This window comes from Spirosoma aerophilum (genome assembly GCF_054782495.1).
Genome location: NZ_BAAGSJ010000013.1, coordinates 2,262,075 through 2,287,663, shown reverse-complemented (window position 1 = coordinate 2,287,663; position 25,589 = coordinate 2,262,075). Strand labels below are relative to the sequence as shown.

Below are 25,589 nucleotides of genomic sequence, written 5' to 3'. Positions count from 1 at the left end.
AGGCTATGACAACAATTCAATTAGAGATACAGGACGATCTTGTGCAGCAGCTGGGCCTTGGAGCGGTCAAAAAGGCGTTGGAAGACGAATTGGCGTACCAACGTTTTAAGCTTCTGGAAAATAAAATTGTCTCAGCTATGCGTGAGGCTACAGACGTTGACTGGAAGGATGAATTTGATGCCGCTCGACAGAAAGCCTATGAAGAATACCAGCAAAAACGGAAGTCGGCTTTATGAGGCAATATGTGCTGGATGCCAACATTTTGTTTAGTGGAGTCATTAGTCAAAAGCCCATCTACCGGGCTATGTTTGGTGAACATCTGTTCTACACCCCTGATTTTGTATTGGCAGAATTAAATGAGTATCGGAAAGTATTTCTGAAAAAGTCTGCCGTAAAAGGGATCGATCTTAAAGAGTTCACCCTATTTCTTTTTTCGAAGATTATTGTCGTGCCCGACTATATCATCTCAGAAGAGGCCTACCATGCTGCTGAAGTACTTGTCGCGGATATTGACCCAAAAAATGTGGCTTACGTTGCCTTGAACGAAGAGTTAGGGTCAACATTGTTAACACGGGATAAAGTGCTTTACGATGAATTACAAGCGAAGGGGTACACGCGTATTAAACTCTTCAACGATTTTATTGCCGAACAATTAACCGGTGGGAAGGAGTTATGAAACAACTCCTTCCCGGTCTTCTCTTTGCTGCCCTGTGGGCATCGGCTTCTGTGGCTACCAAATTTGGTGTGCAGTCGGTACATCCGCTTATTCTGGCTACCGTTCGGTTTTTCATTGCCGGGAGCGGTATGCTCCTGTTTGCCTACGGTATCCAGCGAACAAAAAACGCCTGGCCAAAAGGCGTGGAGTGGCGGCAACTGACCATTTTTGCCCTGCTCAACACGACCATCTACCTCGGGGCCTTCGTTTTGGCACTCAAGCAGGTGTCGGCAGGAATTGGTAGTTTATCGACCGCTACCAATCCGTTGTTCATTGCGTTGTTGTCCGCTCTGTGGCTTCGGAAGATGCCAAGCTGGAATCAGCTTGCCGGATTACTGCTGGGGCTGGTGGGCGTAGGTGTGGCTACCTATCCGCTGTTACAGAACAGTTATGCCACAGTTGAGGGTTTACTGATTCTGCTGGGAGGCATGATTGCTGTATCGGCCGCAACGGTTTACTACGCCAGCATTGAATGGCGCCTGCCTAGTCTGGTCATTAATGGCTGGCAGGTGCTGTTGGGCGGTATCCTGCTTTTACCGTTTACCCTGCTCACGGCCGATTTCAGCAATGCCCTCTACGACCAGCGTTTCTGGGCGTCGGTGTTCTGGCTCATCATACCGGTGTCCGTAGGAGCTTTGCAATTGTGGTTCTATCTCGTTCGGGAGGATGCTATTCGGGCGTCGCTCTGGCTATTTCTTTGCCCCATCTTCGGGTTTGCCTACTCGTATCTCCTCATGGGCGAACCCATCACGCTCTACACCGTTATCGGCACCGGCCTGGTGATTGGCGGTCTATGGCTTGGCCGAAAAACGTAACACAGCCGGTCGGGCTTATTACTGCTTCACCACAATCATCTCTACCCGGCGGTTCAGTTGCCGCGTTGTTTCCGAATTATTGCTGGCTATGGGGCGCGTAGGGCCGTAGCCGCGCGTGGTGATTCGATTGGCCGCTATGCCGTTCTTTACCAGATAGGCCTTCACGACATCGACCCGTTGTTTCGATAATAACAGATTCTGGTCGAAATCACCCTGGTTATCGGTATGTCCCGACAGTTCAATTTCGGTAGTGGGTTGGCTCTGCATGAATTGTAGCAGTTGATCCAGGCCTGCCTGCGCATCGGGCAGCAGCTCGGTTTTGCTTTGCACAAACTGAAGGGCCTGTAATTGGGTCGTCTTGCCAACCGGAGCCACCACGAGCGGGGGTGTATACACCACTTTGGCATCGAGCGTCTTGGGTGGTGTCACGCGTTCGTTCGCTGCGTTTGAGCTGACGCGTGTCGATGAGGTATGGGTAGGTGCTGGGGTTACGGCGGGTGCTGTTGTCGCTGAAGCGGTACTTTTTGCCGTTACCCGGTATAAAAGAATAGGAACGTTCTTCCTGTCCATGCGGTCGGCTTTGGGCGATGTGAAGGTAAGCTGCTCATCAAGTGGAGCATAGCCATTGGCTTTCGCAGTCAGCACATAGGATTGGCGGGGATCGAGTTTGATCTGGTAGATACCGTCGGCACCGCTCGTGTATTGAGCCCGTACAAGACCATCCTGGGTCTTTGCGGTCAGATTGACACCAGCAATTGGTTTTTTGGTTTCGGCGTCCAGAAATAATCCCTCTACCAAAGCCTTGTTATCAGTGGGTGCTACCTGATGTTGAGGTTGCCCTGAGGCAGTAAACGTGACCAGGTTACTTACGGAGATAGTCCCGGCAATCAATACATACTTTATCCACTTCATGTGATGAAACAACGTTGAAACCTGGCACAAAAGTACGTCTAAATAGGCAAAATCTAGGGGGATGGGTATATACAGAAAAGGCTATTTTATGAGCTGTTTTTTAAGGTAAAAAAAAGGATATAACTATTTGATTTACAGATGGTTGATTAGGGCAAAAAGTTGATGTAAAATGAACGTTGAAAACCTGTTTTTCGTTAATAAAGTATGACACAGAAAACCAACGTGACGATGCATTCCCAGGACGCTCAGGCACCCCTTGTACCGGCTTCGACGGGCAATTTGCCGCTCGACGACAACTGGCGGAAATCTATTCCGGCGCAGGTGTTTCTGAACCACTTCTTTGCGATGGATTACCATATCCATCACCAGAACGACCTTTTTGACCTCGCCAAATTCCCTGTCTTCCAGCAGTTTTATGGACGGGCAACCGACGAGAGCCGCAAGGCATTGGAGAAATTATTATTGAACAGTTGGAGCGCCGAATATGCTTTGCGCATTACACCGGTTGTCAATGACGAGCAGTATCTGCAAAGCTCATTACACTGGACCTTTCCGCAGGCGTATTACAGTGCACTGTTTAGCGCACGTGCATTTTTAGCCGTGCAGGGTGTTAATGTTAGTAACGAAGAGTTGATTCGTAAGCGGATCGGTAACGCGGTAGTGCGGGGCTATTATCCGGCTTCAATTGGCTATTATGCACTTGGCCCTATTAACAGCTATCGGATTCAGCGGTTGCCTATGGCGAAGCGATTCAGCGTGGCCTCGAAAACCGATCTGCTGTTGCCTTCCCGGTCCGCATCGGCACAGGCGGAGTTGGCTCAGTTCCTGAAAACAACCAGGGATCAGCGGGTGCGGGCGTTGCGAAACGCGATCCAGACAAATCCGAAAACGGCATTGCGTAGTCCCAAGACGGGCGAGATTTTGCAGAAGTTCAGTATTGAGCAGTACAAGCAGTTGGCGAAGCAGATCGGCTATACCACCTACTTTGATATGCTGAGCCGCTTACGAATCTCATCGACCAACCGCGAGATCGAGCGCTTTGTCGATTCTGAAATCGATGTGAAGCTGTTTCACCAGAGTCTGGTTAATATCGTAGCTCATGTGAACTCTGTGCACGAAGCGTACATTGCCAAGGCACTTGGCATGCCAGCTTACCGGCAACTGGTAGCGAAATTGCCTTCTTACTTGCAGGAAAGCTTCGTTCGTGAACGGATGAACACGGTCATTGCTCCCATGCTGGAAGAACCCAGAGCCGGTGAGGAGTCGTACCTGCGCATGGCGGCTTAAGAATAAGAACGCGTTTTGCCCTGAAGCCCGATGAACTAAGCTGTTCGTCGGGCTTTTTGTGTATATCGGTAAAATTATAGTTTGGATGTTTTCAATGAATAAGATTATTCTTTAAAGAAGATTCTGATGGAATAGGTATGGCCTGATTAGTCAATAGGTTGAAAGTCATCTTTTTGACTGATATAAGATAGTTTTTCTCTATTGGCTGATAGATAAAAGTCATAACTCGTCTGATTATTGATCCCGTAATTTGTACCAGATCAAGATTAAGTTTGAGATACAACCTATATAAAATCCATGAAAAATCATATTATTTCCGTTGGTTCAGAATTTCCTGAGTTCAAGAAACTAGCTGTTGTTTCGCTCGACAAAGGCAATGAGTTCTACGAAGTTTCGTCTGACGACTACAAGAATTCGGGTAAATGGCTGGTGATGTTCTGGTGGCCAAAAGATTTCACCTTCGTTTGTCCAACCGAGATTGCTGAATTCAACAACAAATTCGAAGATTTTCAGGATCGTGACACCATGGTTATCGGTGCTTCGACCGACAGTGAGTTCGTTCACCTGGCCTGGCGGAAGAACCACGACGATCTGCGTGGCCTGAAATTCCCGATGCTGGCTGATACCTCCAAATCACTGGCCGAAGAACTGGGCATTCTGGAAGCGAATGAAAAGGTAGCTTACCGCGTAACCTACATCGTCGATCCACAGGGTATCGTTCGGTGGGTAGCTGTCAACGACCTGTCGGTTGGCCGGAACGTAAACGAAGTAATCCGCGTGCTGGACGCACTGCAAACCGACGAGCTTTGCCCTTGCAACTGGGTGAAAGGTGAAGAAACGCTAACGGCTTAAATTAATGGCGAAAGAATGAAAGAGTGAAAGAGCGGGCGTCTAAATCAGCCACTCTTTCACTCTTTCACTCTTTCACTCTTTCACTCTCTCACTCTTTGACTATGACAACAACTCAAAACGAAACCGTTGTATCACTGCTGAATCTGGTAGGACTGGATGCTGCGGGTGAGCACCCGGCGCTTGACGCGATGGCGCAGGCCGACCATCGCTATTTGCGTGATCTGAAGATCAACGTTGGTAACGTATTGAACAGCAGCCAGACGCTCTCAAAAAAAGAAGCTTTATTATTGGCGTTATCCGTTGCTGTCAATGAAAAATATCAGCCGCTGGTTGATTCATTGACGAATGCCGTGAAACAGGAAGGGGCAACGGATGCGCAGGTAGCCGAAACCATTGCCTGTACATCGTTGCTGAGTACAAACAATGTGTTCTATCGGTTCCGGCACTTCATCAGCAAAGATTATTATCAGCAAACACAGCCCGGAATTCGCATGAGCATCATGATGAATCCGGTTCTGGGTAAAGAGTTTTTTGAACTGATGAGCCTGGCCGTATCGGCAGTTAATGGCTGTGAGCTGTGCGTCCGGTCGCACGAAGAGAGCGTACTGAAGCATGGCGCTACCGAAGCCCGTATCTTCGACGCGATTCGGTTGGCGTCAGTGATTAAAGGACTGATCACCGTACTGTAAGCGTTTGTGTAGAGGGTAGCCGTCAGGTATTTTACAAGAAATAAGTAAAGCTCGTTTAGGCATCATTAGGGTGCCTGAACGAGCTTTTTTACTACCTGTCAGTAGAGCGTTTCCCCGAAAATGTATGTTAATAGGAAAGGTCGTAGAGTTGTTTTAAACTTATCCGCACAATTTTTCCTCCACTACGCTATTACAGCGGGTGTCAGCCGGAATAGACACGCGTTATTCCCGGTAATGCCCTATATGAGTTGTGCCCAAACGGACGCAATGATATCCTTGATATCATTGCGTATGTACGAATGCTGAAACCGATTGAGAACAAGGTGCCAGCGGCAGAGTCGGATTCTCCGATGAGCTTTATTATCAATACCATGTCGGCGGATAATAAGGGGGGAAACGACCCGACACCACCGATCGGGTCGCTTATAGGAAATACATCACGATGTTTGCCGCCTGTTAGCGGTATGAGTGAGAACGATCCTGGTGTTGTATATGAGTATCTTAGAACGCGGAAGCCTGCTAAAAATACAGTACACCGATTTGGCCCTAAAGACAAATTAGTGGCTAATCGGTAATGAAAAAGAAAACAATCTTGTTAGCCTATCGTTAAACAGGGAAAGAAAAGGCTGGCAATGCAGTGTTGATAAGTAAGGTTCACCAGATAGCGTTTTGAATATACCGTAAACGTGTACAGGCATTTGGTTATACGTGAATTTAATTCTTTCAGTACTGTATCTGCCGTAATAGAAAGCCCGCATTCTCTCATCGAGAAGCGGGCTTTCAGTCTTTCAATACCTTGGATCTATCAGAGCACGGGAGGCTTTTTATGCCGTCTTGACCAGATCGACGAGGGTTTCTATCCAGAGCGGGCTGTCGTTCAGGCTCTCGACCAACTGCCAGTGCTGACCACCGGCTTCCTCAAATAACTCTTTGTATTCAACACCTACCTCAATGGTTGTTTCGAGGCAATCGGCTACAAATGCGGGAGAGAACGCCAGCACACTCTTGATTCCCTGACCGGGTAGGGCTTTGATAATATCGTCTGTATACGGCTTAATCCAGGGGTCGCTACCCAGCCGCGACTGAAAGCAGGTGGTGTATTTTCCCTCGGGAATGTTGAGCGCCTTGACCAGCAGGCGTGTGGTCTCGAAGCACTGTGCGCGATAGCAATGCTGGTTCAGGGCCTGAAGTGATCCGCAACATTCGCCCAGTTTACAAACGCTCTTTGTTACATCACCTTTGCGGATTTGCCGTTCGGGCAGTCCGTGGTAGCTGAACAGAAAATGGTCGTAGTCATAGGCGGCCATGTACTTCCGGCCAATCTGCGCAAACCCCTCAATGAATTTAGGGTGCTCCAGAAAGCGATTGATAAACCGAATGGATGGGATCACCTGCCAGGCTTTCACAATGTCCATGACCTTTTCGTAAACCGAGCCGGTCGATGCGGAGGCATATTGCGGAAAGAAGGGAATAATAATAATATCCGTCAGCCCCAACTTCTGGAAATCCGCTAAACCCGCGTCGATACTGGGGCTTTGGTAGCGCATGGCTAATTTGACGACGTACTCATCACCCAACACTGTTTGCAATTCCCGTTCCACCACATGCCCGTAATATTTGAGCGGTGATCCTGTTTCCGTCCAGAGTTCTTTATACACTTTGGCGGACTTGGGTGCCCGAAATGGTGCGATAATACCATTTACGAGCAGTGAGCGGGGAAGCGCCGGGATGTCGATCACGCGTCCATCCATCAAAAACTCCCGTAGGTATTTGCGCACATCGGGCACAGCAGGGCTATCGGGTGTACCCAGATTGACCAGTAAAACGCCCGTTTTGCCATAAACTTTTTTGACAGAAGCGGGTGATTGTAAAACAGAGACGTCCATGTTCAGGAAAACAGTAATGATAACGAGTAAGTTGCAGCTTCGTTTGTCTAAAAAAACTGCATTCAAGCCGGCTGAGCAATGTATTCTACCCACAAAAATACGACATGGATGGATTCGTTTTGATTTATGGGATTTAGATTTGTATAGATTTTGTTTATAGTCGGTAAGCGGCTTCGCCCAAGTTAGTAAGTGGCTTCGCCTAAGTTGGTAAGTCATTAGGTTGATAAGTCAGTAAATCGCTTTCGTACCAACGGACTGGCGCGAAAGCAATATTCTGGCGTCAGCCACTTACCGACTTATCAACTTACTGACTTACTAACTTTCTTCACAATGACCCTCTCTCAACTCGATTATATTGTTGCTGTTGATACCTACCGGCATTTTGCGACGGCGGCCGAAGCCTGTCATGTAACGCAGCCAACGCTGAGCATGCAAATTCAAAAGCTGGAAGATGAGCTGGGCGTTTTGGTGTTTGACCGGTCCAAGCAGCCCGTGGTGCCCACAGAGACCGGCCAGGCAATTTTGACCCAGGCCCGGGATGTGCTCCGGGCGGCCCGCCGTATACCCGAAATTGTGAGCGAGTCGAAAGAGGATTTTCGGGGCGATTTCCGGATTGGCATTATACCAACGCTGGCGCCTTATCTTTTGCCTTATTTTATTGGTGAGTTCGTGCGTAAGTACCCCGCGGTGTCGGTGCATATTCAGGAACTGGTAACGGAGCAGGTTATTGAAAAACTACGGCATGGGTTGATTGATGTTGGCGTGGTGGTTACGCCCCTGACCGAGAATGGCATTGCTGAGTTCCCCTTGTTTGAAGAACCTTTCGTCGCCTATGCTTCTGAAGAAAATCCATTACTAAAGAAAAAGACGGTTTCGCCCACCGACCTGCAAACCGACGGGCTTTGGCTTTTGACGGAGGGACACTGTTTTCGGAGCCAGGTCCTGAATCTATGCGGGGCCGATCGGCAGCCGAACTGCACCACGGCGTTGCGATACGAAACGGGCTCCCTCGAAACGCTCATTAAACTGATTGATAAGCAGGGTGGCTTCACGTTGTTGCCCTACCTCGCCACCCTCGATATGGACGTTGCCCGGCGGGCCAGGCTTCGTGCCTTCGAAGCACCGTCACCCGTGCGGGAAGTGAGTTTGGTAACGCACCGCAGCTACCTGAAGCGGCAGCTCATTAACGCGCTCAAACAGGAAATTATGGTGCATTTACCCGCTGCGCTGTTAGGCACAACAACGCCCGGTGCGGTCATCAATGTGCGCTAGACAGTACGAATTCAGGTGAGTATAGACGGTGGTTTACCCTCAACTAAGAAAGTAAACGCTGATAGTAAGGTTCAAAAAATCCGTGTTACTTTTAGCGAAATTGATATTATTTACATACGATTAGTTGATTATACACTCATGAACTTATCAGAACTGTGCCATCTACTCAACAAAAGGATAACTAGTTTACGCAGATGGAATTGGCTCATTGGTACAGGACTTATTCTCTGGCTGTCTGCCTGCCGGTCGCCCAAAACGGAACTCCTTCCGATCACTACGCCTACGCACCGGGTTTCAGCAAAAACTGTTCTTCTGCTTAACGAAGGGCCATTGGGCGCCAACATTCCCCTGGATACGCTTACAATAACTGGCAAAACCTATTACGTGAGCAGTATAGACAGTACCCGGTTTACCTACGATCAACAAGATCGGTTACTCCGCCTGGAAATTCAGAAAACCTCTCAGGGCAGTGCGTATCCGACCATGAAGTTTCCGCCATACCAGTACAAGAGCCAGTCCACGTTTACTTATCAAAACCGACGGCTTACTGAGCTGAGCGAAGAGGGTATTAATTTAAAACCGGTTATTGGGCTCGACTCCGACTTACGACGGATTGAGTTTAAGCAAACGCGCAATTCGTTGGGAGCGCTTCAGTTAGTTGAGACGTTACGAACCTACTCTCCTGAGGGTATTTTGTCCTACAGACGCAGAACATTGTATACGGCTGGGCTTAAGCCGCTAGTGGATGAGGAACATTCTACCGTAAAGGATGGTAACGTAGTGCAAACGATTTTAATGCTGTTAGAGTATTATGGGCCTGCCAACAAGGTTTATGAAACGACTGACTACGAATATGACTTGAATCGGGTAGGTGCGCCAGCAATGTACACCTTCGAGGGAGAAACCAGCCGGAATGCCCTGTTGAAAAAAACGCTAACCCGTACCTATCTCAGCAGCGTCGATCGGTATGAATTCACGTATTCCAACGAATATGATGCCCAGGGAAGGCTCGTGGCTCAGGTAGAGTATCTGCGCACAAATAATGCCCCTGACAGAGAGATCAAATATCTCACCCGTTACTATTATTGATGAACAGGATATTACCGCTTAACGTGACTCGTGGAGTTGAGTTAGGTACCTACAGGCTGTTGTCCATTTACCTGGGGTAGGATCATGGGAGGAAGTCTTCAGAGTAGTCAACGCATGACGCGAATGGGGAGTGTCGGTAAGTGTGTAAGTGGCGTGCGTGGCTGGTGCAATTATCCGTAGTTCTGCTTCAGGTAAGACAAAGTTACTTTAACGTACTGAAGACCCCCGCTCCGACGGCTTGATCCTTTGGCGGGGATGACAAAAAATTAAAAGGTCAATCATCCATAATTCACATTATTTTGTCGAGGTCTCGTCGTGGCAGATACTATTAATATTGAACCTGATTGTGTTTAGTAGTTAACTCGCTTCTGGTTTCCTGCTCAGCCCATTTGATGGACGCAACCATGCATTCATAGCTGTAGCCGTCTTTCCTGCGGTTAGCGTCTGCTGCGTCGTTCGGCCCGTTCGAAGGTATATCGTACTGGAGCACTTTTCTACACTAGACTTTTCAGATACAAGTAAAAAGCCGCTCAGGAAACAGGTGGTTTGTTGTTAATGATGGATACTTAAATTGGTATTGATCAGACAGAAAATAGGTGCTGTGTTTAACCGCTGCAAGCAATGAGAACGTGTAATCTTTTGTCGCATTTTTGGTGTTAATTTGTATTTTTCAGGGACGATAAACAGGGCATTGATTAACCAATAGAAGGGCCACGAACGAGTTGACATTTTTACGAGAATAGACCATTCCTACTTAACTCCTCAATCATGAAGATTCTTTATTCGATCATAATTATCTTCCTGTTGACAGGACAGGTACTTCGCGCTCAGATTACGGGTTATGCGCTTGATGAAGATCCCGTTTTTACAGCCACCATTACCGAACATCTTAATTATCCTGTAACAGCTATTCGGGGAAGTGTTTATGGTAGATTCTACGTAAAATTCTCGATTGACTCGACGGGTAGCATACGGAATATAGCTGTTTTGTATCCACAGATTAGCCCTAAATACGCCAAAATGCTCGGCTTTGAATATGAATTAATCAACAGCTTGAAGCACGTTCCTCAATTAACTCCCCGTTACAAAGGAAGCTACATTTTGCCGGTCGCCTTCGTTTATATCAACTATAGTGAGAGCAGTAAGCCACTAGTGCCCACGAATACCCTGCCCGATCAGTATTTGGATAACAGCCTTGTTTTAAACGAAATACGCGTCTTGGGACACAGTGATATGTATAGGAGCCTAAGGCCGCTTAGTGGTAAAGCACCAGCGAGTAGACAAGTAGTTCTGTTTTAGTAACAGGCGTAATTTTAACTGATCTTTTTTAGCATCGAGGCTGATTACCTAAAAATAATTGAATTTTTACACCACAAATGAGATATTAAATAATCTCTGCAGCAGTTGGTTTCAACGTATAGAGAAGAAAACAATCAGAAAAATATAATTCAGAAAAAAGAATAGAAGTAATGAAGATTAGGCCTACAGCCATTTCTATACTAATCTCCTGTATGCTGGCGTCATGTATTAATGACGGTCCGCCAGCTTATGAAAAGAAATTGAACGGGCCGTATTATCTGGATGCTTTTGATGAATATGAAGAAATGAGCATTAGTGTTCAGGATGGCGAAGCTGGCGTGGGAGTAATTGAGGCTACTGTTTTTGCCGTGGGCCAAAACGATCAGTTTATCATTGCTAAACAACACCCCCTCGATGAGGTTGGAAAGCTGGATAAATCGGTAACTAACTATTTTATTATCCCATTGAAACAGGCTATTTCTCAGGCCCTGGATGACAATTATTATGGTCCATTATCTCTACATGAATTCAAGGCAAAAAGTCGTGAACTAGGTATTGAATCGATTCCGTTTACTATTATCTTCCGTGAGATGGAGTAACCCGTCGAATAAGTTAAAACGCGGATAAAGTAGTGCATTCATGTTGGCCTCTGCCTTTAGTACTTCTCCAGAATAGAAACTTGACCAAATGGTAGCGAGTATGTCTGGTGCAGGTTCCAGCATAGCCTTGTCAGCGTTTGCTCCGTCGTTTTGCCCGTTCGAGCTGAAGGTACACCGTTTGGAAGTCCTTTCCCGCTTCAACCTCATCCGTTAAGGTCGCAACGCCCTTGTGCCCGACAATGCTGAGCCAGCGGGTAAGTTCGTCGGCGGCTGTCTGGTAGGCCAGCATGGTGTGCATATAATCGCCCCCAAAAAAATCGCGGGTGCTTTCCAACTCGGACAGTTTCAGCATGGGGCGTTGCGGAAAGGGGACAATGGTTTTTGCCTCAGGCTGCGATTGGTCCAGTGTATCGGGCTGCTCCCAAACCGTTGGGCTGCTGAAGCGGTAGTCGACCATTAGAGCCAGTCCTTCGTTGAACCATTGCGGAATCTGGCGTTTTACCCGCCACCAGCCCAGTCGGGCAAATAGTTCGTCGTGGCAAAGTTCATGGGCAATCACGTCGGTGTTATTGCCTTCCGGTCCCAGGATCAGGTACGACGTTCCCCAGGGGGTGCCAACGCTGCAACCGGCTCCCTCGCCCCCGGCGCAGTATTGTTCATAGTCGTCCTGCTCCGGGCAGTAGATCACAATGGCTTTTCCCTCCCGGTTACCCCAGAATTTCTGAATACGGTCGTTAGCTGTTCGCCGGTGCTGCTGGAGACGCGTTTGTTGCCGGGTGGTGGTAACTCGGCTGATGTACACATTATTTGTGCCGCTGAGCAAACGAAAATCTGCTGATGAACGAACGCGTGTACACCGGAGTAGTTGCGGATACAGGAGTAGAAAACCAATGGGTAGTCCAACAAACAGAAATAAGCTATAACGGACAAACACGTTTCCACGCATGAAGTAATCAATAATCGGGTTAAGCGATCGTTGCTGGTTTTGTAGATACAAACCTATACAGATAAGGGGCTTTATGCGCACCACCACTGTATTGTTTATCCAGACGCTCCAAAATACCTAAGCTAAGCATCTTTCGCTGGAAACCGGATCGGTGAAGTTTCTGATCCAGAATCGTTTCATAAACGCGCTGTAAGTCGGCCATGGTAAACGTTTCCGGCAATAGATTGAAGCCGATCAGTTTCCGGTCAAGGTCAGTTCGCAGGGTGTCCAGTGCTTTCTGAACAATGGCCTGATGGTCCTGCATCAGCGGGGGGAGGTTCGTGAGATCGTACCAGCCGCAGCTATCGGATAACGAATCCGGAATGGGAACCACTTTTGTTGAATCGACCAGCGCATAATACCCCACCGAAACAAATCGGCCCAGCAGCCAGTGATTCGCTACAGGCGTAATGCCTTTTGCCAGCATAATGGTCCGCATCGGGGTAGGGTCGTAGCGGTCGAGGTCGCCGAAGACATAAAACTGCTCCAGATAAATATCCCGAAGCCCTGTTCGCTCCGATAAAATTCGCCGGGCGGCATCATTCAGGTTCTCCGTTTTGTGGATGAACCCACCCGGCAATGCCATTAGTCCCGTGTTGCGATATTCCAGCAGAAGAATTTTCAGTTGATTCTGATGAAACCCGAAAATAACCGCGTCGATAGCCAGACCGGGTAAAAAATCTTCGCCGTTTGGTTCGTTTTCTTCCGGGTGTATTTGCTCGTTCATGCCATCAAAATTTAGCCGCAAGTAACAAAATTTTTGGCCGTCTCAACCAAAGCGGTTATTATTGTATCAAGTTGTGACAATAATAGAAGCAATTCATTATTATGTTGGCTGATTTGAACCTGTATGGCGTTCAATGATTCGCATGTTTACCAATAACTAGACCAAACACTATGAAAACCCTGTTACTCCTGTCGCTGTTGACGGCTCCGCTGGCTCAATCGACACTGGCTCAGACCCCAGCCCCGCAGGCTAAAACGGCCAACGGTATTGTGGAGGGCGTTGTTGAGCCCAGCGGCATACGCGCTTTTAAGGGCGTCCCCTTTGCACAGCCCCCCGTTGGTGACCTACGCTGGAAAGAACCACAGCCCGTTAAAAACTGGCAGGGCGTTCGTAAGGCTGATAAGTTTGGTCCACGGGCCATGCAACGGGCTATTTTTGGCGATATGGGTTTTCGCTCGAATGGCATGAGTGAAGACTGCCTGTACCTGAACGTATGGACACCGGCCAAGTCGGCCAATGAGAAACTGCCCGTGTTGGTTTACTTCTACGGCGGTGGTTTTATGGCGGGCGATGGCTCCGAAGCGCGCTACGACGGCGAGAGCATGGCGAAAAAAGGTATTGTAGCCCTAACCGTAAACTATCGGCTTGGCGTGTTTGGCTTCATGGCACACCCCGATCTCACCAAAGAGTCCCCTAATCATTCGTCGGGCAACTACGCTTACCTGGACATGGCTGCGGCCCTGCGTTGGGTTCAGCAGAACATAGCTGCTTTTGGCGGAGATCCCAAGCGGGTTACGATTGCCGGTGAGTCGGCCGGGTCGATTGCGGTGAGTGGCTTGATGGTATCGCCTTTGTCGAAGAACCTGATCGCCGGTGCCATTGGTGAGAGTGGTTCATTGCTGGGTGGCTTGCCGCCGGTGCCGCTGGCTAAAGGTGAGGAATCCGGTACGACTTTTGCGAAAGCAGTTGGCGTTAATTCACTAGCCGAACTACGGGCCATACCCGGGGATAAACTTCTGGAAGAGACCGCCAAACCCACTACACCCCGTTTTGGCGCGACTGTCGATGGGTATTTCTTCCCGAAGGCACCGCTCGAAATTTTTGAAGCGGGTGAACAGGCGCATGTACCTTTACTGGTTGGCTGGAACTCTGAAGAGATGAACTACCGGGCCGTCATGGGAAGAGAATCGTTAACGCCGGAAAATTATGCCAGTGCCCTCAAAAAACTGTATAATGAGCGGGCGGATGAGGTGATGAAGCTGTATCCCGGTACAACGGAGAACGAAATTCGGGAATCAGCTACCGCGCTTGCCAGCGACCGTTTTCTGGCCTACAGCACCTGGAAATGGGCCGATATGCAAAGCAAAACGGGGGGTAAGCCTGTCTACCGCTACTATTACTCGCGTCCACGTCCGGGTATGCGTCCCGAAATGGGTAATGCTACCCCTGGCTTGGCAGGAGGGGTCGTGAAATCGACAGATGCCAATGCGGTAAAAATAGCCCCGGCTACGGGCGCTGTCCACTCCGCCGAAATCGAGTATGCCATGGGAAACCTGGCCAGTAACAAAGTGTACGACTGGACACCCGACGATTATAAGGTTTCGGAAGTGATGCAGAACTATTTTGCCAACTTCATTAAAACCGCCAATCCCAACGGGCCGGGCTTACCAAAATGGACAGCGGCCAACACGGGCAACAGCGTGCAGTATATGCACATCGACGTGAATACCCGTCTCGAAACCGAGAAGAATCGGGCCCGTTACCTGTTCCTGGACCCATTGATTAGTAAGCAATAGATAAGTAGTAAGTGGTAAGTTACCAAGTAGTAAGTGACTGACGCGCGAAAACAATACGTGTGCGTTAGCTACTTACTACTTGGTAACTTACCACTTACTACTTAATGACTTACCATTTCCGCTACTTCGCGGCCGGTTTGCATGGCTGCGTTGAGGGAGGGGTAGGTCATATGATCGCCACACTGATAGAGGTTGTCGCTTAGCTGGAGCGGTTGCCGACGGGTATCGTTTCCGGCCAGCTCAGGATTGTAGGCCGGTAAAGCATGGGGAATGTGATAGGTGCGCAGATGACGCCACAGCTGCACATCGTCGCCAAACCAACTACTCAATTCCAGCTTGATCTTTCTCGTCAACTCAACTTCGTCAAACATGACCAGCCCCTGCGTGCTGACCGAAATAAGCGTTTGTCCGGCCGGTGCATAGGAGGGAGCCACATCGCTCAAAATCGCCAGGTTATGCACCGCCGAACTGCGATGCGTATTGAGTAACAATAGTTTTTCCTGGCTCGCGCTATTGGTGAACTGGTCGGAACGAACGGCAAAATACGTACAGGTCGTGTGATTAAAGGCTAGCTCGGGTGGGAGGGGGCGGCCCAATAAGCGGGCGGCCTGTGCAGCATCGACGGCCAGCACCACGGCGCTACCCGTCAGCGTTTCGCCAGAGCTGAGATGTACCGTATTGCCATCCACCTTGTTGACCGCCGTTTGCAGGCGAATCTGACTCGGCGCCAGCCGACTGGCCAATTGTTTCGGTATGGCTTCCATCCCCATAGCCGGTATGGCGGCCTCGCCCACAAAAAACATCCGGAAGCAAAACTCAAAGAAATTGCTGGAGGTAGTCAGGGCATCTTCCAGAAACACCCCGCCGAAGAACGGACGAAAGAACCGTTCGATGATTTGATCCGAAAACCCCATTTCGTGCAGGAAAGCCAGCGTTGTGGTTGGCGTTTGCCGGAATAACTCGTTAATGGGCAGTTCCTGAGTTCGGCGAAGCAACTCGACAATCAGCAGCTTATCACTAAATGTTCCAATGGGCGAGACCAGAGTTCGAAATGCCGAGAGCGGCTCCTGAAACGGATTAAGCAAACTCATCCACTTCGGTTCCGCTTCCTGGTGAATAAGCGCCCCCGATCGAAACGATTTTAGATCAAGCGCGGAGTAATTCAATATTCGCTGGCATTCGGGATAGGCCGTTAGTAAAATCTGAAAACCCCGGTCGAGCCGGAAACCATCAACTACATCGGTACGGACCCGGCCCCCAACGCCATCGGCCGAGTCGAGCACGAGCGCATGGATGCCGGCTTGTTTAAGATAAACGGCGCAGGTCAGACCGGCAACACCGGCACCAACAATGATAACGGGCGAATCTATAGGCATGCCATCAGAAGGTAGGTTCTTGAATAAAACTCAAATTTAAACGCCAATGCTGCCAATCAATCAAATTCGCTTTACTTCGGTAGTACTTTTTTTATAAAAATTGACTAATTCCAAGTTGTTAAAATTATAAGTTATTGATAATCAATAGTAGAAAAATAAAATTTGTTGCTTTTTTCTGGAAATATTAATTTTGTTAAAACGAATTGCGTTATAGCGGCATGAATGTACTGGTGATTGATAATTTCGATTCATTTACATACATGCTGGTCGATTATCTGCAACAGGCAGGGGCTGAGTGCCGGGTTGTCCGGAACGATGCCGCATGGGATCTTTTGGCAGACGATTCAGTTGATGCGGTCGTTTTATCGCCCGGGCCCGGCGTGCCCCGGCAGGCGGGTCGTTTGATGGATATAATCGCTCATTATTACCACCGCGTACCGATATTCGGCGTCTGTCTGGGTCATCAGGCACTGGGTGAATTTTTCGGCGCAAAACTAACGCTGGCCCGGCAGCCTATGCATGGTAAAGTGTCTGATATCCGGACCGGCATGGATGAGGTGTTATGGCATGGGTTGCCTGATACGTTTGCCGTAACCCGCTACCATTCGCTGATTTTAACCGACCTGCCTCCCGTACTGGTGCCTACAGCGTTCACGGAGCAGAATGAGTTGATGGCCATTCGGCACCAGACATTGCCTTTATGGGGTGTTCAGTTTCACCCTGAAGCGGCCCTCACGCAGCATGGCCTGGCGCTCATCAAAAACTGGTTTGATTTTATCTTGTTTAACTATAAAAAGAACACCTCTCCCACATCCTTAACCGCACAATACGCATGAATTATCAAATCCGGGAAGAAGCAGGTTTCCGCTATGTAGATGAAGGCCAGGGCGAAGTGTTACTGCTGTTGCATGGCCTGTTTGGTGCGCTCAGCAACTGGGATAGTGTGATCAACACCTTCTCCGACCGATACCGGGTAATTATTCCTCTGCTCCCTATTTACGAAATGCCCATTCGGCAGGCCAGTCTGGAAGGGTTGATGGCATTTATAGAAAAATTCGTTGCCCAGAAATCGCTGGATGACCTGACGCTGCTTGGCAATTCGCTGGGTGGTCACCTGGCCATTCTCTATACCTTCAAAAACCCCGGGCAGGTACGCCGATTGGTGCTGACGGGCAGCTCGGGCCTTTTTGAAAATGGTATGGGAGGTTCGTTTCCCAAACGGGGCAGCTACGACTACATCGCCGAACGAGTCGCTTATACTTTCTACGACCCGGCGGTGGCCTCCAAAGAACTCATTGACGAAGTTTTTGAGATCACCAGCAGTATTCCTAAATGCATGAGCATTGTCGGTATTGCAAAATCGGCGCAACGGAATAACGTTGCCAAAGATTTGCACCAGATCAACATACCGACACTGTTGGTTTGGGGGTTAAATGACACGATCACCCCTGCTGAAGTAGGTCACGAATTTAATCGACTCATTAAGGGGTCTGAATTGCATTTTATCGACAAGTGCTGCCATGCACCAATGATGGAATGCCCCGACCAGTTTAATGAATTACTGGATAATTGGCTCGCCAAAAATCCAGTAGGTGAGTTAGTTGCGTAAGTTTATATAAGTGCAGCAAATAGCGTATCGTTTGTTCACTATAGTAAATTTGAAAACTATGCGAGAATTTCCGTAGTTTTCGGCGAACAGTACCTGTTTTTATACGACTCTCTATTACCTATGCTAGCTGCCGAACTAATAGATCCAATGCTTCCGGCGTTGAAACCAGCCGACTCAGTCGGGCAGGCTTTAGCGTGGATGGAGGAGCATCGCATCGGGCAACTCGTACTGACCGATCAGGGCGATTACCGGGGCATTGTGAGTGAAGAACTACTCATGGACGTTGCCGATGATGAACGACCACTGAGTGACGTCATGTGTTTGTTTGAGCAGACCTTTGTTTTTGACGACCAGCACCTCCTCGAAGTGCTGGCGCTGGCTGTACAGCACCAGCTGGAAGTTATTGCGGTAACCAACGAAGAGCGTGAATTTATCGGTACTATTTCCGTAGGTGAACTACTCAAAAAGTTTGCCCAGGAACTTGGTTTGCAGGAAGCTGGGGCTATTTTAATCCTGAGTATTAATGAGCGGGACTACTCGCTGACCGAAATCAGCCGGCTTATTGAATCCAATAATGTTAAAATTATCAGCAGCTATTTTGCCAGTGCAGCTTTTGGTATGCCGGATCGGTCGCGGTTAACGCTCAAACTCAATCGGCGCGACATAACGCCGGTGATCTCAACGCTCGAACGATTCGGTTACAGTATTGAAGCGGCCTTTGCCAATGCCCCCGTTGAGAGTATAGACCAGGATCGGCTCGATTCGCTTCTTCGTTATTTAAATACATAGATGGTTGGTAAGGTAGTAAGTCAGTAAGTCAGTAAGTGGCTGGCGCAGGAGTAGTCTCTTTATGGATCAGTCACTTACTAACTTGCTGACTTACTGACTTGTTGACGTACTCCCTACTTCCCTTATGAAAATCGCCATTCACGGGCGCAATTTCCCCGAATCGGCCCGTCCCTACATCCAGTCGATGTTTGAGGAACTGGCTCGGCGGCAAACCGATCTAATCATCTCCCAGGGATATCGCGAGTATCTGGATAATACCGGGATCATGCATTATAGTCAGGCGACCTACACCGTTGAGGAGGGTGTATCGGACGCGGACTTCATCTTCAGCCTGGGGGGCGATGGTACACTGCTCGACGCCGTGACCCATGTAGGCATTCACCAAATTCCAATCATCGGTATCAATATTGGTCGATTGGGCTTTTTGGCTACAGTGGCACCCGCATCCGTGCGATTGATGATCGATGCCATTTTTAATTCGCAGTACACCATCGACGAACGAACGCTGGTGAGCGTACGATCAACCCAGGATATCTTTGGCAATCTACCTTTTGGTTTGAACGATTTCACCATTACCCGAACCCAGACCTCATCGATGATCACGGTTCATTCCTACCTCGATGGTGAATTTCTTAACTCATACTGGGCCGATGGATTAATAATTTCAACACCTTCGGGCTCCACCGGTTATTCGCTTAGTTGTGGCGGCCCGGTTCTACTACCCCAAACAGAAAGTTTTATTATAACCCCCATCAGCCCGCATAACCTCAATGTAAGGCCCATGATTGTTATGGATACATGTCAGTTGGCGTTTGAAGTGGAAAGCCGGAGTGGTAACTTTCTGGCAGCTCTGGATTCTCGCTCGTATACGGTTGATACTTCGGTGCGGATTAGCGTTCAGAAAGAAACATTTAAGGCGAGGCTGGTAAAACTTAGCGATGACAACTTTCTGAATACACTCCGCAGCAAGCTGAACTGGGGCTGGGATATTCGTAATTAGCTGCGTTACTTAACGATCATTTTTTGAACAAAAAACAAGTTATTCCTTCACAACCGACGTATAGCGTAAATTTTATGGTCAGATGCCAATAAAAAGCAGCGCCTTACCGTTTCGGAATTGGCTGGCTTCTGGGTTAGTTGTGGTTGATTCACGTATTTAATGAGTATGAATAAGTATAAACAGGCAGTAATAGGCGCTTCGGCATTTTTTTTCCTGTCAGGCTTGATTACGGAAACTTCGGCACAACGACGGCCGAACGCACACTTTGCTCCCTATTCGTCGATCACGTTTGGGGTAGGTACGTCAACGTATTTTGGTGATCTGGCTGGGTATAGTCAGACCTTAAAGTCGTTGACCATTTTGCCCCGCTGGAATGTAGGACTGGGGTACACCCGTCAGTTTACACCGCATTTTGCGGCTCGGGCTATGTTTACCTGGGCGCGTATAACGGGTGACGACTATACCTTTTCTAAAGGAAATATTGAAGGCAACTTAGTTCAGTATGCTCGTAATCTGCACTTTCGAAATGATTTGAAGGAGTTCGCCATAACGGGTATCTATAACTTCATTGAGGATGGACGAAACTCAAATGATCGTGCAAGAATCACGCCCTATATATTTGGAGGATTGGCTTTGGTAGCCCACAGCCCTGAAGCCAAAACACCAGCACCACCAAACAATGGCGATTACGAAGCCCAGCGGTGGGTGAAATTACAACCCCTGCATACGGAAGGGCAGGGCCAGCCCGGTCGCGATAAGCCGTATTCTTTAGTAACTCTGGCGGTACCGGTGGGCTTCGGCGTACGATATAAGTTAAATGATAATTTCAATATAGGGGCTGAAATTGGTTTTCGGTACACCTTTACTGATTACCTCGATGACACAGGTGCTGGTAATTATGCTGACCCAGCCACCCAGCAAGGCGTGGCAACTATTATGTCGAACCGGCGATTTGAGCAAAATGCCGCTCGCTACAAAAATGCACCTGAACGTTATAATGCTTTAAAGAATTTGTACGATACAGGTTCTCCGGAACTTCAGGCCCGCATAGCTGATGCACTAAACACACCTGCGCGTGGTGTCGATGGTCGGCTTAATCTCAACGATAGTTACTTATTGACCAATTTTTCGATTCAATATATTATTCCGGGCAAAATTAAATGTCCCCCTATTAAGTAAGCAACCAGGAACTGGTACATGTATTGCACTGAATTACCAGTGTCCAAAAACACGATTATCCGTTACTTGTTGCTCACTGAAATCTGTTTATGTATCAATACAGAAGTACAAAAGCCCGACTTATTATAGTCGGGCTTTTTATCAGCCTGACTGTTCAGGCTCAAAAGATAGAGATTGGCGCTGGGTTGGGCGGTATGCTCTACAAAGGGGACGTCTCACCGGCGCTTAATCCTCGATTTATAAAGCCCGCCGGTAGTCTTTTTTTTCGCTATAATGCTACCCGATCTTTGTCTTTACGAATTGGTGGAGCTATTGGTGGGTTACGTGGTGAAGATAAAGTTAGCCGCGATCCGCTCCAGCAAGCTCGTGATTACTCTTTTCGCACCAACCTGACAGAGGTCGAGGTTGATTTTCAGTACAATTTCCTTAACTATCAAAAGCTGCCCAAAGCGAAAAACTGGACGCCTTATGTGTTTGGTGGGATAGGCTTGTGCCGATTTAATAATGCGGTTGTCAGAATGGGCGGAGTCGTTACATATCCCTTGGGGGTAGGTATAAAGTATGAAATCAAACGACCCTGGAGTGTTGGTGTCGAATTTGGTACACGCTTTACAAGGAATGATTATCTGGATGGCCTGGGCGATGTTACGTTTGGCAAGGCAATGACCAAAGTGTCGCAAGGTAACCCCGCTCTGAAAGATAGTTATACGTATACGTCTCTAACCTTGAGTTATACTTTTTATAAAATTGTGTGTCCTTAATAAATTCGTTCGTTTTAAGTAGTATTCTAAATAGTACCTAAACAATCTATAGTAGAAAATTATTATAAAGTTGTACTATACATTTATAGATTTATAAAATTGGCATCGGATGGCTTAGGCAATATGATGACCGATTAGAGTAGATCCGTTTATCATGGCAATCATAAGTCCAAGTCAACAGAGTAGTAGTCGAGGTAAACCATTCCCTATGTTGGTGGTTGAGGATAATGAGGATCACCAGTTGCTCATCAGTTACAGCTTAAAAGCGAAAATGCCGCTGTCGCAGCCTGTGTTTGCATCGAGTGTAGAAGAAGCTCTTGATCATCTACTCCTCACGGCCTCCCAACCGGACGATTTTCCTAAACTTGTTCTGCTGGATTTGTTTGTACCGGAAGCAGCTCTGGGCTGGCAATTATTGAAAGACATAAGAAGGCGCTATGCCCGGTTACCGGTAATTGTACTGAGCAGTTATCACGATTCTGAAATAGTAGAGAAGTCGTATGAATTAGGTGCTCACTCGTTCATCAGCAAACCCTTGAATTTGGACGGCTGGGAACATTATTTTAAAGTGTTGAATGATTATTGGTTAGGCACTGTGACCTTACCATCGAGCCGATAGATGCCTCTTGTCCATCAGGAATAAGCCCGGTTCTTTCCAGCCTACAATCGGCTGATCAACGATAAAATAAAGTGTCCCGACAACACACATACTTAGTCATTGTGCTGACGGGACACTACCAGAAATGAAGAGGGCTGCTTATACTAATGAGAATATATCCTGCACGCCCAGCATTCGCTTGCTGATGAACCCCTCACCAAACTCTACGCCAATCATGTGCCCATGTTCGCGCATGCGGGATTCCAGGAACTTCATGAAGGGTTCGCCGGAAATGTAGCTTTGTGGCTCTGTACTTTCCGGGTTGAAGAACTGGCTTTTGTATGCTTTGATGGCGGCTAATTTACCGGCCCAATAGGGGGTTATGTCGACAATAAAATCCGGTGTAAGGCTACGGTCCTGAATAAAATTATAAATAAATTTTGGCCGGTGAGCTTCCTGAGGCTGTCCATCTTTACCAACCGTTTTTATCTGCCGAAGCCCGGAGTAAAAACAGGCGTCGGCCACGAGTTGAGCGGCACGTCCATGATCCGGATGGCGATCGTCGGGGGTATTGGTCAGGATAATGTCGGGTTTGAACTGGCGAATAATTGGAATGAGCGCTAACTGGTGCTCTTCATCATTTCGAAAAAAAGCATCCCGAAACCCCATGTTTTCTCTAGCCACCAGATTCATTAAGCGGGCGCCTTCGGCGGCTTCCTGCAACCGGATTTCGGGGGTTCCTCGGGTGCCTAACTCGCCCCTTGTCAGATCAACCCCGGCTACGGTTTTTCCCTGGGCTACCAGCGAAAGAATTGTGCCCGCACAGGTCATTTCAATATCATCAGGATGGGCCGCAATGGCCAGTACGTCAACGGTCATGTAAGTGTAATTGACTGGTTGCTGGTTGAATAGTTGTTTTAACGGAGTGCTATACAGCCCGCTCATACTTAATGAAGGGAAAGGGTTGGCCTGGTAAATGGCCATACGCTTATCCTGAATGAGTCTTAACCGAACTGATAGATAGGTAATCAACCAAAACGCCGATTTGTTCCTGACAAATCCTAAAGAAGGCATTTCGCGGTTTTTTCGGGGGAAACGTTTTATTTTAGCAGCCTAACCAGTATGCCCATAGTAACTTCCTACCCTATGTCTTATAAAGCGCTTGCTCTCCAACTAACTTGCCAAACCGTAAATACCTACCAGACTCAGGATGACGCTGAAGCCATCATGCTTCAATCCATCGACCGAATTGAACGACAGATTGCTGCATCGATCGGTTTGCTGGGTCGCGATACCCTGCTCGTGGTTGTACCTGAATTCTTTCTGACCGGCCCGCCAACCGACGAAACGGTGGATCAATGGCGTGAGAAAGCCGCTCTCGAAATCGACGGGCGGATTTATGAAGCCCTGGGGGCTATGGTACAGCGGCAGCAGATCTACTTTTCGGGTAATGCCTACGAACAGGACCCGTTTTTCCCGGAACTCTACTTTCAGACTAACTTCATTATTGGCCCTAATGGTGATATTTTACTGCGTTATCGGCGATTGAATGCCATGTATTCGCCTACTCCTCATGACGTTTGGGAGCTTTATCTGGATGCTTATGGCTATGACTCGTTATTTCCTGTTGCCAAAACAAATATTGGCAATCTGGCCTGTATCGCTTCCGAAGACATTCTATATCCTGAAGTTGCCCGCTGCCTGGCCATGCGTGGTGCTGAAATATTAATACATTCGACCTCAGAAATAGGAAGTCCGCTGCCGACGCAAAAAAACATAGCCAAGCAGGCCCGAGCCATTGAAAACATGGCGTATGTGGTATCGGCCAATTCAGCGGGAGTAACGGGTAGCTCGCTGCCAGAGGGTACTACAGATGGTCGATCAAAAATTATTGACCCTAAAGGAATGATTCTGGCCGAAGCCGCCTATGGCGAAAGTATCGTTGCCAATGCGGATATTGACCTGGCTGCCTTGCGTGAGTACCGACAACGGCCCGCTGTGGCTAACCAACTGGCTCGCCATCGGGTAGAGCTCTATGCCGAAAGTTATGCCAAACATAGCATTTACCCTCCCGATACGCTCCTGAGTCAACCCGCCGAGCGCGCACACTTTATGCGAACGCAACAGGAGGTAATCAGAAAACTATATAGTTAAGCTTGAGCATCTGCTTCGATGATCTTGGCTTTTCGTCGGCGCCGGGGTAAGCGGAACAAATTACTGCCCGCTTCCTCAGGCGTTTGATCACCGAGTAAAACACCCCACGGACGTAAACTGTCGACCCGATCAAAAATCACTTTCAGAATGGCAATGGCAGGAATCGACAGGAACATACCGGATACACCCGCCAAGGCCCCGCCGATCAACACACCAACTATCGAAATGAGTGCATTAATACGAACTTTAGAGGCTACGATGAGCGGTACCAGCACATTGTTATCTACAAACTGAACAAACAGGAAAACGATAACAACGCCAATGATGATGGAAGGCTCGGGGTTATTGCTGAAAGCGATAATAACCGTTAACACCGTTGCTACCAGGCCACCTATATAAGGAACAAGGTTCAGAATGGCAGCTATGATTCCCAAAAGTATGGAATACTGAACACCGAGTAATATCAATCCGACGGAATTAAGAGCCGCAACGCAAGCGGTTTCGATAAGAAGGCCTACCATATAACTCTGAACGACCGCTTTCACCTCGCCCAGCACTTCCCGCACCTTTTCGGTATGTTTCTCGGCGAAAAGAACGACCACAAAATGCAGCAGCATGGTACGATAGTAGAGCAACAGGAATACATAGATGGGTATCAGGGTAAGGGTACCAAGTGGTCCGGTAATGAAACCGAGCGTATCGGGACTTTGTAAACTGTCGAGCGTTTGTGCCTGTGCTTTTTGAAGATATTTTTCCTGTTGCCGATAGCTTACGTTGTACTCCCGTCTGATCCAGCGTTTGGCATCACTAAAAAAGTCGGTCAGGTTTTGCCGGATCTTGGGCAGGTCATCCGCAAAATCGGATAATTGCATCGAGAGTGTTATCGCAATGCCTGCCACGATAATGATGGCTAGTAACAAAGCAAGGCTGATTGCAATGACTTTATGGATACCAAGCCGAACCAGCCGGTCTTCAACCGGCCTGAGCAGTACTGCCATCAGGCCCGCCATCGCCAATGGAACCAGGATGTCCTGCCCAAGATAGATGCCGGCCGTCAGAATAGCCAGAGCCAGAAGAGAATGAGAAAATTGATGATAGTGCGGGCGTATAGGTTCTGCAGACATGAGTTGAGTAGTGTTCCTAACAATAACTTGGTTTAATGAACCAGAATCTCAACATCTCATTGTCTTTTTTGTTCAC

Annotated in this window: 26 protein-coding genes; 19 read left to right on the top strand and 7 right to left on the bottom strand. The window is 48.2% G+C overall.

Annotated features, from left to right (window positions below; all coding sequences use genetic code 11):
* The first annotated feature begins 5 nt into the window (after positions 1–5).
* Genes ACYVK4_RS20895 through ACYVK4_RS20885 form a run of 3 tightly spaced genes read left to right on the top strand, consistent with a single transcriptional unit; the run spans position 6 to position 1,530 of the window.
* On the top strand, positions 6–236 hold the full coding sequence (locus ACYVK4_RS20895) for a hypothetical protein (RefSeq protein ID WP_461129463.1): 231 nt from the start codon (positions 6–8) through the stop codon (positions 234–236).
* Complete coding sequence (locus ACYVK4_RS20890) at positions 233–676, top strand: PIN domain-containing protein (RefSeq protein WP_461129462.1); 444 nt, start codon at positions 233–235, stop codon at positions 674–676. The genes ACYVK4_RS20895 and ACYVK4_RS20890 overlap by 4 nt, the downstream gene beginning before the upstream one ends.
* Positions 673–1,530 carry a DMT family transporter gene (locus tag ACYVK4_RS20885; RefSeq protein WP_461129461.1) on the top strand — a complete coding sequence of 286 codons (858 nt, stop codon included), beginning with the start codon at positions 673–675 and terminating at the stop codon, positions 1,528–1,530. The genes ACYVK4_RS20890 and ACYVK4_RS20885 overlap by 4 nt, the downstream gene beginning before the upstream one ends.
* Before the next feature lie 18 nt (positions 1,531–1,548).
* Here the strand turns inward: ACYVK4_RS20885 and ACYVK4_RS20880 are convergent, their stop codons facing one another.
* A complete protein-coding gene (locus ACYVK4_RS20880; protein ID WP_461129460.1) occupies positions 1,549–2,442 on the bottom strand; it encodes an OmpA family protein in 894 nt (297 codons plus the stop codon).
* Positions 2,443–2,646: 204 nt separating this feature from the next.
* Between ACYVK4_RS20880 and ACYVK4_RS20875 the strand changes: the two genes are divergently transcribed.
* From ACYVK4_RS20875 to ACYVK4_RS20865, 3 genes are all read left to right on the top strand, one after another.
* On the top strand, positions 2,647–3,729 hold the full coding sequence (locus ACYVK4_RS20875; protein ID WP_461129459.1) for a hypothetical protein: 1,083 nt from the start codon (positions 2,647–2,649) through the stop codon (positions 3,727–3,729).
* A 297-nt stretch (positions 3,730–4,026) separates the two neighbouring features.
* Positions 4,027–4,581: a peroxiredoxin gene (locus ACYVK4_RS20870; protein WP_461129458.1), complete on the top strand. Its 555-nt coding sequence runs from the start codon at positions 4,027–4,029 to the stop codon at positions 4,579–4,581.
* Positions 4,582–4,682: 101 nt separating this feature from the next.
* Positions 4,683–5,270, top strand: coding sequence for a carboxymuconolactone decarboxylase family protein (locus tag ACYVK4_RS20865; protein ID WP_461129457.1), 588 nt, complete (start codon positions 4,683–4,685; stop codon positions 5,268–5,270).
* Positions 5,271–6,094: 824 nt separating this feature from the next.
* On the opposite strand, the gene hemH is transcribed toward ACYVK4_RS20865, so the two are convergent.
* Positions 6,095–7,156, bottom strand: a complete 1,062-nt coding sequence (hemH, locus tag ACYVK4_RS20860; protein WP_461129456.1) for a ferrochelatase — start codon at positions 7,154–7,156, stop codon at positions 6,095–6,097.
* Positions 7,157–7,486: 330 nt separating this feature from the next.
* On the opposite strand from hemH, the gene ACYVK4_RS20855 reads away from it, so the two are divergent.
* The 4 genes from ACYVK4_RS20855 (at position 7,487) to ACYVK4_RS20840 (ending at position 11,415) form a co-directional block, all read left to right on the top strand.
* Positions 7,487–8,428, top strand: a complete 942-nt coding sequence (locus ACYVK4_RS20855) for a LysR substrate-binding domain-containing protein (protein ID WP_461129455.1) — start codon at positions 7,487–7,489, stop codon at positions 8,426–8,428.
* A gap of 138 nt (positions 8,429–8,566) precedes the next feature.
* On the top strand, positions 8,567–9,517 hold the full coding sequence (locus ACYVK4_RS20850) for a hypothetical protein (protein WP_461129454.1): 951 nt from the start codon (positions 8,567–8,569) through the stop codon (positions 9,515–9,517).
* A gap of 768 nt (positions 9,518–10,285) precedes the next feature.
* The gene (locus ACYVK4_RS20845) at positions 10,286–10,816 is read left to right on the top strand and encodes a hypothetical protein (protein WP_461129453.1); all 531 of its coding nucleotides are present in this window, start codon (positions 10,286–10,288) and stop codon (positions 10,814–10,816) included.
* Between the two features lie 212 nt (positions 10,817–11,028).
* Entirely contained in the window at positions 11,029–11,415 is a 387-nt protein-coding gene (locus ACYVK4_RS20840; protein WP_461129452.1) for a hypothetical protein, read from the top strand.
* A gap of 130 nt (positions 11,416–11,545) precedes the next feature.
* Here ACYVK4_RS20840 and ACYVK4_RS20835 read toward each other — a convergent pair whose 3' ends face one another.
* Both ACYVK4_RS20835 and ACYVK4_RS20830 read right to left on the bottom strand, forming a co-directional pair.
* The gene (locus ACYVK4_RS20835; RefSeq protein WP_461129451.1) at positions 11,546–12,361 is read right to left on the bottom strand and encodes a hypothetical protein; all 816 of its coding nucleotides are present in this window, start codon (positions 12,359–12,361) and stop codon (positions 11,546–11,548) included.
* A 19-nt stretch (positions 12,362–12,380) separates the two neighbouring features.
* Positions 12,381–13,127, bottom strand: a complete 747-nt coding sequence (locus ACYVK4_RS20830; protein ID WP_461129450.1) for an NUDIX hydrolase — start codon at positions 13,125–13,127, stop codon at positions 12,381–12,383.
* A 170-nt stretch (positions 13,128–13,297) separates the two neighbouring features.
* Between ACYVK4_RS20830 and ACYVK4_RS20825 the strand changes: the two genes are divergently transcribed.
* Positions 13,298–14,923, top strand: a complete 1,626-nt coding sequence (locus ACYVK4_RS20825; protein ID WP_461129449.1) for a carboxylesterase/lipase family protein — start codon at positions 13,298–13,300, stop codon at positions 14,921–14,923.
* A 101-nt stretch (positions 14,924–15,024) separates the two neighbouring features.
* On the opposite strand, the gene ACYVK4_RS20820 is transcribed toward ACYVK4_RS20825, so the two are convergent.
* Positions 15,025–16,299, bottom strand: a complete 1,275-nt coding sequence (locus ACYVK4_RS20820) for an NAD(P)/FAD-dependent oxidoreductase (protein ID WP_461129448.1) — start codon at positions 16,297–16,299, stop codon at positions 15,025–15,027.
* Between the two features lie 203 nt (positions 16,300–16,502).
* On the opposite strand from ACYVK4_RS20820, the gene ACYVK4_RS20815 reads away from it, so the two are divergent.
* The 7 genes from ACYVK4_RS20815 to ACYVK4_RS20785 all read left to right on the top strand — a co-directional run bounded on the left by ACYVK4_RS20815 (position 16,503) and on the right by ACYVK4_RS20785 (position 22,256).
* Positions 16,503–17,135: an anthranilate synthase component II gene (locus tag ACYVK4_RS20815; protein ID WP_461129447.1), complete on the top strand. Its 633-nt coding sequence runs from the start codon at positions 16,503–16,505 to the stop codon at positions 17,133–17,135.
* A complete protein-coding gene (locus ACYVK4_RS20810; protein WP_461129446.1) occupies positions 17,132–17,908 on the top strand; it encodes an alpha/beta fold hydrolase in 777 nt (258 codons plus the stop codon). Before ACYVK4_RS20815 ends, ACYVK4_RS20810 begins: the two co-directional genes overlap by 4 nt.
* Before the next feature lie 120 nt (positions 17,909–18,028).
* Positions 18,029–18,697, top strand: coding sequence for a CBS domain-containing protein (locus ACYVK4_RS20805; RefSeq protein ID WP_461129445.1), 669 nt, complete (start codon positions 18,029–18,031; stop codon positions 18,695–18,697).
* Positions 18,698–18,821: 124 nt separating this feature from the next.
* Entirely contained in the window at positions 18,822–19,697 is an 876-nt protein-coding gene (locus tag ACYVK4_RS20800) for an NAD kinase (protein ID WP_461129444.1), read from the top strand.
* Between the two features lie 165 nt (positions 19,698–19,862).
* Complete coding sequence (locus tag ACYVK4_RS20795; protein WP_461129443.1) at positions 19,863–20,876, top strand: DUF6089 family protein; 1,014 nt, start codon at positions 19,863–19,865, stop codon at positions 20,874–20,876.
* An 89-nt stretch (positions 20,877–20,965) separates the two neighbouring features.
* Positions 20,966–21,637: a type IX secretion system protein PorG gene (gene porG, locus ACYVK4_RS20790; RefSeq protein WP_461129442.1), complete on the top strand. Its 672-nt coding sequence runs from the start codon at positions 20,966–20,968 to the stop codon at positions 21,635–21,637.
* Positions 21,638–21,791: 154 nt separating this feature from the next.
* A complete protein-coding gene (locus tag ACYVK4_RS20785; protein ID WP_461129441.1) occupies positions 21,792–22,256 on the top strand; it encodes a response regulator in 465 nt (154 codons plus the stop codon).
* Between the two features lie 138 nt (positions 22,257–22,394).
* Here the strand turns inward: ACYVK4_RS20785 and bshB1 are convergent, their stop codons facing one another.
* On the bottom strand, positions 22,395–23,114 hold the full coding sequence (gene bshB1 / locus ACYVK4_RS20780) for a bacillithiol biosynthesis deacetylase BshB1 (RefSeq protein WP_461129626.1): 720 nt from the start codon (positions 23,112–23,114) through the stop codon (positions 22,395–22,397).
* 267 nt (positions 23,115–23,381) lie between these two features.
* Here bshB1 and ACYVK4_RS20775 point away from each other — a divergent pair, with 267 nt between their 5' ends.
* Entirely contained in the window at positions 23,382–24,389 is a 1,008-nt protein-coding gene (locus tag ACYVK4_RS20775; RefSeq protein ID WP_461129440.1) for a nitrilase-related carbon-nitrogen hydrolase, read from the top strand.
* Here ACYVK4_RS20775 and ACYVK4_RS20770 read toward each other — a convergent pair.
* Complete coding sequence (locus ACYVK4_RS20770) at positions 24,386–25,513, bottom strand: AI-2E family transporter (RefSeq protein WP_461129439.1); 1,128 nt, start codon at positions 25,511–25,513, stop codon at positions 24,386–24,388. The two genes, ACYVK4_RS20775 and ACYVK4_RS20770, sit on opposite strands and share 4 nt — an antisense overlap.
* Positions 25,514–25,589: the final 76 nt, after the last annotated feature.